This is a genomic window from Massilia sp. UMI-21 (assembly GCA_015277795.1).
Classification (GTDB): domain Bacteria; phylum Pseudomonadota; class Gammaproteobacteria; order Burkholderiales; family Burkholderiaceae_D; genus Telluria.
On the sequence record CP063848.1, the window covers coordinates 600,495 to 612,112 of the forward strand.

An 11,618-nucleotide genomic window follows, 5' to 3' on the forward strand; every position below is an offset into this window, starting at 1 on the left:
CTGCTGCGGTAGTTGGAATGGATGGCGCATGGTGCGCGCCAAACATTGTATGCCAACTGTTCAGTTGAACCGCAACACATCCGCGGACACCGTCATGCCCGTGCCCGGCATGCGCGGCGGAGCGCCCGGCGGCAGCAGGTGCTCCGGCAGGCCGGGCATGCGCTCTTCGACGATCACCGCCAGCGGGTCGTCGTCCGGCGCGTCGATGGCGAAGCGCAGCAGCTGGTCTTCCATCCCGTACAGCGACAGCGACCACGGGCTTTCCTTCGACGTCAGCACCCGGCCGTCGAGGGTGGAGTGCTGCGGCTTGGTGCCGGCCACCCACATCCGGATGTGCGGCGCGCGGTTCTTCGAGCGCAGCGTGAATTCCACCCGCCGCAACCCGGGCTGCGGCGAGGGCTTGGCCAGGCGGGGATTGCGCAGCATGAGGGCATCGGGAAAGGCGATGCGGTCCTCGCGCGGCGCGATCGCATACCACTGGCGCGGACTGTGCCAGCCGAAGACGTCGACATGGATGGCCGGCTTTTCCAGGTGCGGGAACAGCTGCTTCGACCACGCGTCCAGGGGTTGCGGCGGCAGCAGCCAGTAGGCGCGCCAGCTGTTCATGTCCTTGAAATAGACCAGGCGGTTCGGCTCCACCCGCGGCCGCTCCGGTTCCTGCGGCCCGGATGCCTGCCCCGGCAGTGCCGCGCAGGCGGCCAGCGCCAGTACCAGGGCCGCGCCGACCACGCGCCCGAGCGGCAGCAGCAGGAGCAGGCTGGCGAAGCACAGCATCATGAGGGCGATCGCCAGCGTCGGCACGTACATGGCGTACGGCGCCAGCGCGGCCCAGCTGGCGCGCAAGGCGGGCACGAACAGCAGCAGCGCCGGCGTGATGCCGGCCGCGAGGATCAAGAAGCGTGTCGGCGGACTGCGCGGCCTCTGCAAGGCGTGGAAGGCGGCCAGCGCCGCCGCCAGCGGCCAGGCCAGCAGCCAGGCGGCGTCCGGCGCCGCCAGCAGCGCCACGACCAGCGCCAGGCTCAGCCAGGCCATCGTGCCCAGGAATACCGGCGTGGCGCCGATCAGGCGGCGCAGCAGGTACAGCGTGGCGATGAACAGGCAGCCTCCCGCGACCAGGAACACGATCGCGGCCGCGTTGTCCTGCATCCGCGTCAGCGCGGCCAGTTCATCGCGCCGTTCCCACAGCAGCATCCGGGCGCCCAGCAGGAGCAGCGCGACGCCGAAGAAGCCCTGCAGCAGCGGCGCCACGCTCGGGCCGGCGTCGTCCAGTGCCTGATGGTAGCCGCGCGCCAGCATCAGGCAGCTCAGCGCCGCCAGGCCCCAGCACAGGATGGCCGGATGCTGGACCGCGCCCAACAGGGGCAGCTGGAACCAGGCATGGGCCTGGCGGGCGCCGCGCGCCAGCGGCGCGTCGCCATAGTGGCGCGCCAGGCGCAGCATGCTCGCGCCCAGCTGGGCCAGCATGGCCGGATCGAGGCGTTCGATACTGTCCAGCGTCCCTGCGCCATCGAAGCGCCTGCCGCTGTTCACGAACAGCAGGACCGGCGCCTCGATGCCGGACAGGGGGCCGATGCGCGGCGTGTCCGGCGTCAGCCTGGCCAGCCGCGCCATCAGCGACGACCCGTCCATGCCGGGCAGCGCCTGCGTGCGGCCGCGCAGCGTGCTGCTGCCGGCGTTGGCGGCGTCGTGGAGCACCAGCGGTCCGGCGCTGCCGCTCGCATCGAACTTCAGCGTCAGCCCGATGGTCTGCGCCAGCGGATGCTGCTCGACGAAGCCCTTGGCGCCGAGCGCGCCGACGTCCTCGCCGTCGAGGAACAGCATGACGATGTCGTTCGCGTGGGCCGGACCGGACTGCAGCGCCCTGGCGGTTTCGATCATGGCCGCCACCTGCGCCGCGCCGCGCGCCGCGCCCAGCGTGAACTTGCCGCTGTCGTAATGGGTGGCCAGCAGGAGGGCGGGGCGCTTGCGGCGGTCGGGCGCGCTGCCGGGCAGGCGCAGCACGATGTTGTGCACCACGCCGAGCGTCACGTCGGTGCCGCCCCAGTAACGGATGGTGGACTTCTGGACGGTGCTGGTCTGGACCGTCGGCGCCAGGCCGATGCCGCGCAACTGCGCCAGGATGTAGTCGCGCGCCCGGGCGTTGGCGGCGGTGGCGATCGGACGCGGCGCCGCGGCCAGCACGGCGGCGTGGCGCAGCATCCGGTCCAGCGCCGGCGGGGCAGGCGGCACCGACGGCGCGGATGGCGCGCCGCCGGTGGCGCGCCAGGCCAGCAGCGCCAGCACAAGCATGGCAAGCAGGCCGGCCGCCAGCGCGGCCGGACCTCGGACGCGCCGCGGCGGCGTCGGTATTCCAGCGATCAGCATTCCTTGTCTCCTCGTTTCCTGTTGTTGTTGTGGTTTGTGTTGGGCGAAAAAAAGCCCGCGATGAAAGGCGGGCAAAAAGGGAACGGAGATGATTTATTCAAGCGTCCAGACGTAGGCGATCTGCCCCCATCCGGCTGCGGCGACGCCGTTGTTCATGGCCGGCTTGAACTGGCACAGGCTCAGGGCATTGAGCGCGGCGCGGTCCAGTTCGCGGTGGCCGCTCGACTTCTGGACCCGCGCATCCCGCACCCGGCCGTCGGCGCCGACCAGCAGCGCCAGCGTCACGGTGCCGCTGTCGCCGTTGCGCGCCGCGTGCATCGGGTAGTCCGGCTTGGCGCAGCCGTCGGCGTTGGCCAGGACCGCGCTGTGCATCTGCCCCGGCCTGCTGTTGGAGACCGGCGCCGTGGGAGGCGCCTCGGGGGCGAGGGGAAGGGCCTGTTCCGGCACCGGCGCCGGCTCGATGGTGGCCTGCACCGGAGCTTCGACCGGGGGCGGCGGCAGCTCGACCTCCAGTGGCGGCACCACGATCCGGGGCGGGGCCACCTGCTGACGGGGTTGCGGGGGCTGCGGCGGCGGCGGGGGCGGCGGCGCCTCCGGCTCGATCCAGACCGTGGCGTCGTCGATCAGCTTCGGCAGGGTGATGCTCCTGGTGTTCATCACGTTGATGAGGCCGATGGCCACCAGCACGTGCAGGCCGGCCACGATTGCGAACTTTCCGGCCTTGCCGCCGGTCCCATCGTTGAGTTGCGTGAAGTGCATGGCGATCTCCTCTTCTTATGACGTCCGGCGACGGGGTCGCAAAACTTGGTGCTTAAGGAAAGATGTGCATCTATCAGCTGATGGAATCAATATATGCTAGAGCCTAGCAATGTGTAAAGCGCTTTCTTGGTAATTCTGCTTCCACGTGCTGGTCGCCATGCGTGAAAAGCAGGGAATGGATGGGTACTCGCGTCATGGCGCTTTGTATGAAATAATCCTCTTGCAACCCGCATGCGTTCTGTCGCTTGGCATAGCGTGCTGCCAGAGATTGGCAAGCGAACGCCGCAAGGGCGAGGAAGCCTCTCATGGGCGGGTGATCTACAGGAGTGAAATTGGTGTCCGAACAGAAAAAACCGATCCGCGTGATGCTTGCGGACGACCACCCGATCGTCATGACCGGGTTCGCCATGTCGCTGGAAGCGGCCGGCATGCAGGTGGTGGGGCAGGCCAAGACCCCGAGCGAGGCGGTGGCGCTGTATGCGGCGCAGCAGCCCGATGTCGTGATCCTCGACATGCGCTTCGGGACCGAGCTGACCGGCCTGGACGCCGCGCAGAGCATCCTGAAGGACGACCCGCGCGCCAAGATCATCTTCCTGAGCCAGTTTGACCAGGATAGCCTGATCAAGGAAACCTACCGCATGGGCGCGCATGCCTTCGTCACCAAGGATTGCGATCCGTCCGACCTGGTGACGGCGGTGCGCCACGCGCACGACGGCAAGCTGTATTTCCTGCCGCAGATCGCCTCGCGCCTGGCCAGCATGGCGGTGCGCGGCGACGTGACGCCGCAGTCGCAGCTCGACGAGCGCGGGCTCGAGATCTTCAAGCTGATGGCCGAAGGCCTGACCAACGCCGAGATCGCCGAGAAACTCGATCTGTCGACCAAGACCATCAGCAACATCAGCCAGTCGATCAAGGAAAAACTGGGCGTGCACCGCCAGGCCAACATCACCCTGCTGGCCGTGAAGCACGGCCTGATCGAGCCTTGATCCTTCGATGAGCTACCCGCGGACCCTGCGCGCGGCCGTGGCCGCGCTCGCGCTCGGCTTTTCCCTCTGCGCCGCGGCCCAGGCCCAGGCAGGCAGGGACGAGGAGGTGACCGGCTTCCGCTCGCAGATCATCACCGGCGACGACAGCGAAGTCACCCGGCGCATCGCCGAAGACCTGTACAAGCGCCTGCTGCCGACCTTCGCGGCCTTCCGCACCGAACTGGCCCAGCGCCACCGCATGCTGTACGTCGCGATCGGCCCGGCCGCGCTGCGCGACGCCATCTCGCGCCGCTGCGACTGCGTGGTCATCTCGGCCTTCACCTCGAGCCAGGTGTGGCGCGCGCTGACCAGCAAGTTGCCGCCGGGGCGCGCGCTGCGCCACACCGCCGTGTATGCCGAGCCGGCGCCGGCCGACCAGTTGCGCCTGGCCGCGCTGCTGTACGGGCGCCCGCCGCGCGTCGGCGCCATCCTGGGCCGCGAGACGGCTTTCCTGCGGCCGGCCCTGGATGCCGACGTCGACGTGCAGTTCTTCGCCCCCGGCGACGACATCAACCACACGCTCAACCAGATGACGCGTGCCGAGGTGCTGCTGGCGCTGCCCGACGGCGACGTCTACAACCCGGAGAACGTGCGCAACATCCTGCTCTCGACCTATCGCCGCAAGCAGGGCGTGATCGGCTTCTCGGCCGACATGGTCAAGGTCGGCGCGCTGGCCACGACCTATTCCGAGATCGAGGACATCAACACGCAAGTGGCCGAGATCGCGGCCAACTTCGTGGTCACCGGCGAGCTGGCGCCGCCGCAGTTTCCGCGTTACTTCCGCACCGTGGTGAACGAAGGGGTGGCCCGTTCGCTCGATCTGCGGGTGACGGGCGAGGCCCGCAACTTCGCGCACCTGCCGGCGCGCCAGCCGGCGCGCGCGCCGGCACCCCAGCCCGCACGCCCCGCCGCGCCGCCACCGACGCCCGTGCCACCCACGCCATGAAGCTGCGATTCTGGCGCGGCTGGAGCATCGGCCGGCGCATGACCCTCATCACCATGCTGCCGGTGACCTTCCTGTTCACCTCCTTCGTGTGGTACTCGTACTACTCGCACCGGGCCCAGGTGGCCGAGGAACTGTCCGAACGCGGGCGCATCCTGGCGCGCGCGCTGGCCGAGACCAGCGAATACAACGTCATCTCGGGCAACCTGTCCGACCTGCGCCTGACCATCAACGGCCTGGTGCAGTCCGACAGCAGCATCTACCGCATCGAGGTGGTCGGCATGGACGGCACCCAGGCGGTGCGCGTCGATTCCGAGTCGGCGATCGACGCCCAGCCGCACCATTACGAGGCGCCGATCAAGAAGCAGGTGGTGTGGATCAACCTGTTCACCGACAACGGCACGCCGCACGTCTCGGCCTCGAGCGACCTGCGTCCGCCCACGCTCACCACCGAGATCGTCGGCTGGGTGCGGGTGACGATGTCGCCCTCGAACATGATGGCCAAGCAGACCCGGCGCTTTCGCTTCGAGCTGGGCATGGCGGCGCTGGCGCTGGCGGTCAGCGGCGTGCTGGCCTGGGTGCTGGCGCGCTCGCTCACGGTGCCGCTGCGCGAGGCGATCGGCGCGCTGAGCCGGATCCGCAACGGCGACTACCGCGTCCAGCTGCCGGTCAATTCGGGCGGCGAGGTGGGTGAGCTGCAGGCCTCCATCGGCCAGATGTCGCTGGCGCTCGACGAATCCAAGCGCGACCTCGAGAACAAGGTGGCCGAGCGCACCCGCGATCTGCTGGCCTCGCGCAACGAAGCGCTGCGCGCCGACGCCGACAAGCGCAAGCTGATCCAGAAGGTGAACTCGATCATCGAAGACGAGCGCAAGAGCATCGCGGTCGAGATCCACGACGAACTGAACGCGTCCCTGATCGCCGCGCGCCTGGAAGCGCAGGCCATCGGCGCGCTGGCCGCCAAGGCGCCGCCGACCCCGGAAGTGGAGGAAATCGGGCGCAAGTCACAGGCCATCACCAAGCTCGCGCTCGACCTGTACGCCAACGGCCGGCGCCTGGTGCGGCGCCTGCGCCCGGAGGTGCTCGACATGCTGGGACTGCACGGCGCGGTGGAAGAGATGGTGCGCCACTACGACGGCAGCGCCGGATGCAGCTTCGAGTTCCACAGCGAGGGCGACTTCTCGCGCCTGTCGAACGAACTGGCGATCTCCGCCTACCGCATCGTGCAGGAAGCGCTGTCGAACGTCATGAAGCACGCCAGCGCGACCTCGGCCCAGGTGCGCCTGGTGCTGGACGAAGCCGCGCAGACCCTGCGCATCGTGGTGGCCGACGACGGCAACGGTTTCGACCCGGCCAGCGCCTCGGAAGGCATCGGCATCATCGGCATGCGCGAGCGCGTCTACGCCGTGCACGGCGTGATGGACGTGCGCTCCAGCCCGGGCGGCGGCACCGTGGTGGCGATCACGCTGCCGCTGCATGCGCCGCTCACGGTATCCTGATTTTGAATGACAACCCACACATGAGCACAAACGAGTACACATGGCTGACCAATTGCTGACGCCCTACGAGAAGGGCAACCTGAACCAGACCACCACCCACGCGCAGTGCATCGCCTGGTACGAACAGCTCGCGCGCGCCTATCCGCAGGTGCTGCGCTTTGAACAGGTAGGCGTGTCCGATGCCGGCGTGCCGATCCACGCGGGCGTGGTGAGCAGCGACGGCGTGTTCGACATCGATGCGATCAAGCGCGCCGGGCGCCCGGTCTTCTTCAACAACAACGGCATCCATCCGGGCGAACCGGAAGGCGTGGACAGCTGCATGGCGCTGGTGCGCGACTTCTGCACCCAGCCCGAGCGCCTGGCGGCCCTGGGCCGGACCGTGTTCCTGTTCGTCCCCCTGTACAACGTCGACGGCAGCCTGAATCGCGCCGACACGTCGCGGGTGAACCAGGACGGGCCGGAGCAGTTCGGTTTCCGCGGCATGAGCCGCCACCTCGACCTGAACCGCGACTTCGTCAAGTGCGACAGCCTCACCGCGCAGGTGTTCAACAAGCTGTTCACGGCCTGGGATCCGGACGTGATGGTCGACACCCATACCTCCAACGGCGCCGACTACAGCTACACCATGACCCTGATCCACACCCAGCCGGACAAGCTGGGCGGTGACCTGGGCGCCTTCCTGCGCGACATCATGCTGCCGGCGATGTACGCGGGCATGGAAGCGCGCGGCTGGCCGACCTGCCCGTATGTGAATCCGGTCAAGGACAGCCCGGACCACGGCATCGCCGACTTCCTCGAGACCGCGCGCTTCTCGACCGGCTACGCGGCCCTGCACCACACGATCGGCTTCATGCCCGAGACCCACATGCTCAAGCCGTTCAAGGACCGCTACGCATCGATGCGCGCGCTGGTCGAGACCGCGCTCGACTTCACGGTGCGCAATGCGGACCAGATCCAGGCCCTGCGCCGCTCCGCCAGGCAAGCGGGCCGCACGCGCGCCGAGTGGCCGATCCACTGGGCCATGGACGAAGCGGATCCCGACACCTTCCGCTTCAAGGGCTACGAAGCCGTGTACAAACCGAGCGTGCTGGGGAGCTACACGCGCCTGTGCTACGACCGTACGCGCCCGTGGGAGCGCGACATCGCCTGGTACAACCGCTTCCCGGCCGACATCCACGTGGCGGCGCCGCGCGCCTACGTGGTGCCGCAGCAGTGGCGTGAGGCGATCGAGCGCCTGCAGTGGAACGGGGTGCGCATGCAGCAGGTGGAAAGCGACCGCATGGAAGAGGTGGACTACTACCACATCGTGTCGGTCGCTTCGCGCCCGAGCGCCTACGAGGGCCACATGTTCCACGACGAGGTGGTGCTGGAAAGGCGCCGCGGCCAGGTAGCGCTGCGCAAGGGCGACTTCATCGTGCCGCTCGACCAGGACAATGCGCGCTACGCCGTCGAGACGCTCGAGCCGCTGGGCCACGACAGCTTCTTCCGCTGGGGCTTCTTCAACAGCGTGCTGGAGAAGAAGGAAGCCTATTCGGACTACGTGTTCGAAGACCATGCATCCGAATTGCTGAATACCGAGCCGGCGCTGGCGGCGAAGTTCGCGGCGTGGAAGGAGGCGAATCCGGCACTGCTGTCGAATCAGGAAGCGGTGCTGGACTTTATCTTTGCCAACTGCGAACGTTACCGCGAACCGGAGTGGCGGCGCTATCCGGTGTTCATGATCGCTTGATGCCCGCTCAGCTGGTCCGGGCCCGGAGCAGCTGGCGAATGCGCGCGCTGAGGGTGCCGAAATCATACGGTTTCGGCAACAGGCTGACGTTCGGCTGCAGCCTGCCCTCGTGGGTCAGCACACCTTCGGCGTAGCCCGAGGTGTAGAGAATCTGCGCGTGCGGCAGGTAGGCGCGCACCGCCTCGCCCAGTTGCAGGCTGCTGACCGGCCCCGGCATGATGACGTCGGTGAACACCAGGTCGATGTCCTGGCCGCTCTTGATGATGTCGAGCGCCGCCGAGGCGCTGGGCGCTTGCAACACCTGGTAGCCAAGGATCGACAGGCTGCCGCAGGTGGTATTGCGCACGTGCTCTTCGTCTTCGACCACCAGGATGGTTTCCGGCCCGCCCTCCAGCCGGCTGACGACCGGCGGCTCTTGCACGACCGGCTCGGCGTCGCTGCGCGGCAGGTAGATCTTGACGCTGGTTCCCTGTCCCGGCACGCTGGACAACACGATTTCGCCACCCGACTGCTTGACGAAGCCATACGCCATCGACAAGCCCAGGCCGGTGCCCTGGCCGGTCGGCTTGGTCGTGAAAAACGGCTCGAAGACGCGCGCCATCACGTCCGGCGCCATGCCCTTGCCATTGTCGGCGACGTCGATCATCACCCAGTCTCCGGCGGCGACGACGGGCGGCAAATCATCGTCCGGCCCCAGGTTGGCGGCGCGGATCGTCAGGGTGCCTCTGCCTGCCATGGCATCGCGCGCGTTGATGGCCAGGTTCAGCAAGACATTGTGGAGCTGGTTCGGGTCGACCAGGATGCTGCCCAGGCCGGGGGCAATCTCCGTGACAACGCTTGGGCTTGGTCCGAACATCCGGCGCGTCATGTCATCCATTTCACGCAGCAGGTGCCCGGGATTGGTGACGATGGCCTGGAGCGGCTGCTGGCGCGCGAACGCCAGCAGGTGCGAGGCCAGCTTGGCGCCCCGCCTGACGCCGGTCAGCGCCGTGTCGACGCGGATCTTGCCCACCTCCTTGAGTCCGTCGCTCAGCTTCAACAGCTGCAGATTGCCGCCGATGATCTGCAGCACGTTGTTGAAGTCATGCGCCACCCCGCCAGTCAATTGGCCGATCGCTTCCATTTTTTGCGACTGGAGCAGGGCCGACTGACTGGCTGCCAGGTCTTCCTGGCTTTGGCGCAGGCTGGCAAAGGCGGCATCGAGCTGGCGGCGCGCAAGGCAGGAATTGCTGTGGTAGCGTACCCGTGCGATCAGTTCGCGCGGGTCCGGCCACTTGACGAGGTAGTCGCTGGCGCCGACATCGAAGGCTTCGGCTTTTCTGTCCGGATTCTCGTCCGAGGACAGGATGATCACGGCGACATGTTCGGTTTCCTTGTCCGCGCGCAGCCGGCGGGTCACTTCGAAACCGTCCATCGACGGCATGCGCATGTCGACCAGGACCACCGTGGCCGCAATTTCCTTGGCCAGGTCGACGGCCACTGCCGGTTCGTGCGTGAAACGAAAGGTATGCGCCCCGCAGGCTCTTAAGCTGTGAGAAACAATTTCTTCGGAGAATGACTCGTCGTCGATGAGGAGGATGGCGGGGTGTTCTAGTGTGCGTGCGGTCATTGCAACAGCCGAGAGAAGGTTAAGTGAGGCTCATTGCAGAAGCGAAGACCGTTGATTCTAGCGCTTTCACCTTGAACATTTGATCGTGCAAATCGCTACCGGGACGTGGCAGCGTGTGCGACAAGGCCTGCCGCTGCCGGGCCGGCGGACGCGCAGGAGAACCCGGCACATTCAGCTCACCAGGCGGTGATGGATGGCATAGCGGATGAGCTCGGCATTGCTCCTGAGCTGCAGCTTGTCGAAGATGCGGCTGCGGTAGGTATTGACGGAGCTGATGCTGATATCGAGCCTGGCCGCCACCTGCTTGACCGGATGGCCCAGCGCCAGCAGGCGCGTCACCTGCAATTCGCGCTCGGTCAGGCGCTCGTAGGCGTAGCGGGGATGGGGTGAAGACACTTCCTGGGCCAGGATGTCCGCCAGGCTCTCGCTCAGGTAACGCCCGCCTCCATGTACTTTATGGATGGCCTTCAATACCAGGTCGACGGTGAGTGATTTCGGGATATAGCCTGCCGCGCCGAGTTTCAGGACGGGGATGCCGAACCGCTCCTCGCTATGTGAGCTCAGCACCAGGACCCGCAGGCCGGGAAAGCGCTCGACGACCGTGCGCAGCGCGTCCAGTTCGTGGACGGGGCTGAGGGTAAGATCGAGCAGCAGCAGATCGACCTCGAGGGTGTCCAGCACGGCGAGCGTCGATGCCAGGTCCGCAGCCTCTCCGACCAGGACGATGTCCGGGTCGACAGACAAGACCTTCTTGACGCCTTCACGCACCAGCTGGTGATCGTCGGCGATGACAACACGGATCATTGACGGTGGACGCCTTGTAAAAGTGTCGTGTTGGACAATATTAGCAAGCATAAGCTCATCATAATTTTGAAACGAAGTGCATGCCGCCCGGTTCGACGGCGGTATTGAACGAAGGATGTGCGGATGGTTCCGGCGGCAGAATTGCCTGAGTGAACTAAGCGGTGAAACGGAAGAGCCGGGTGCTGCGGCTGCTCGCGATGATAGGGGGTTTTACTGCGGTGCGCGATGGGCAAAGTAGCGACAGCGTGCCGCAGCTTGTGTGACACCGTGTAGGACAATGCCGCATGCGTCCCGCCCGTCGCCGCTCGCATGTGACGCCGGCGAAGCCTGCTTTTACGACAAGAAAGTCACAATCCATCCGACTTCGCTTGTCTCCGGACCCCCGGTAAGCTGCACGGTCTTTTTTCCTCATGCTGTGTTCTGACAGCACACAATCTTGGATAACATGACCCTGCGAGAGCCGACGCCCCGCGTGCTGGTGGTCGATGACAATGTCGACGCCGCCGACACCCTGGCGTCCTTGCTGACGCTGTTCGACTGCAGCGTGCATGTCGCCTATTCGGGCATCGAGGCGCTTGCCCTCGGCGACCTGCTGAGTCCGCAGTTGGTGATCCTCGACGTCATGATGCCGCGCATGGATGGCCGCCAGACCGCGCTGCGCATGCGCGCACGGCCCTGGGGACAGCAGGCCTGCATTGCCGCCTTGACGGCCTGCGCCGACGATCTCAGCGCCTCCACGGCCCAGGCAGGCATGGACTATTACCTCACCAAACCGGTGAGCGCCGGCATGCTGCTCGACATCCTGGCCAAGGTGCGCGCCTGAGCGCATCGTGTCGGGACGTGCGTACGCGAGGCCTTGTGCTATCTTGGGATAATTAGTTGACAA

8 protein-coding genes and 1 pseudogene are annotated in these 11,618 nt (G+C 66.8%); 5 read left to right on the forward strand and 4 right to left on the reverse strand.

The window, feature by feature from the left end:
* Nucleotides 1-60: 60 nt before the first annotated feature.
* A complete protein-coding gene (locus IM543_02675) occupies nucleotides 61-2,364 on the reverse strand; it encodes a M28 family peptidase (GenBank protein QOY94826.1) in 2,304 nt (767 codons plus the stop codon).
* A gap of 93 nt (nucleotides 2,365-2,457) precedes the next feature.
* Nucleotides 2,458-3,123 (reverse strand): energy transducer TonB, encoded by a 666-nt coding sequence (locus IM543_02680; protein QOY94827.1) that lies wholly within the window; start codon nucleotides 3,121-3,123, stop codon nucleotides 2,458-2,460.
* Nucleotides 3,124-3,488: 365 nt separating this feature from the next.
* On the opposite strand from IM543_02680, the gene IM543_02685 reads away from it, so the two are divergent.
* The 4 genes and pseudogenes from IM543_02685 (at nucleotide 3,489) to IM543_02700 (ending at nucleotide 8,319) form a co-directional block, all read left to right on the forward strand.
* Complete coding sequence (locus IM543_02685; GenBank protein QOY96496.1) at nucleotides 3,489-4,109, forward strand: response regulator transcription factor; 621 nt, start codon at nucleotides 3,489-3,491, stop codon at nucleotides 4,107-4,109.
* Between the two features lie 7 nt (nucleotides 4,110-4,116).
* Nucleotides 4,117-5,001, forward strand: a pseudogene (locus IM543_02690) (hypothetical protein).
* An 89-nt stretch (nucleotides 5,002-5,090) separates the two neighbouring features.
* The gene (locus tag IM543_02695; GenBank protein ID QOY94828.1) at nucleotides 5,091-6,590 is read left to right on the forward strand and encodes a HAMP domain-containing protein; all 1,500 of its coding nucleotides are present in this window, start codon (nucleotides 5,091-5,093) and stop codon (nucleotides 6,588-6,590) included.
* Between the two features lie 40 nt (nucleotides 6,591-6,630).
* Entirely contained in the window at nucleotides 6,631-8,319 is a 1,689-nt protein-coding gene (locus IM543_02700; GenBank protein QOY94829.1) for a peptidase M14, read from the forward strand.
* A gap of 7 nt (nucleotides 8,320-8,326) precedes the next feature.
* Here the strand turns inward: IM543_02700 and IM543_02705 are convergent, their stop codons facing one another.
* Nucleotides 8,327-9,928 carry a response regulator gene (locus IM543_02705; protein ID QOY94830.1) on the reverse strand — a complete coding sequence of 534 codons (1,602 nt, stop codon included), beginning with the start codon at nucleotides 9,926-9,928 and terminating at the stop codon, nucleotides 8,327-8,329.
* Between the two features lie 171 nt (nucleotides 9,929-10,099).
* Nucleotides 10,100-10,732 carry a response regulator transcription factor gene (locus IM543_02710; protein ID QOY94831.1) on the reverse strand — a complete coding sequence of 211 codons (633 nt, stop codon included), beginning with the start codon at nucleotides 10,730-10,732 and terminating at the stop codon, nucleotides 10,100-10,102.
* A 445-nt stretch (nucleotides 10,733-11,177) separates the two neighbouring features.
* Here IM543_02710 and IM543_02715 point away from each other — a divergent pair, with 445 nt between their 5' ends.
* Nucleotides 11,178-11,555: a response regulator gene (locus tag IM543_02715; protein ID QOY94832.1), complete on the forward strand. Its 378-nt coding sequence runs from the start codon at nucleotides 11,178-11,180 to the stop codon at nucleotides 11,553-11,555.
* Nucleotides 11,556-11,618 lie beyond the last annotated feature (63 nt).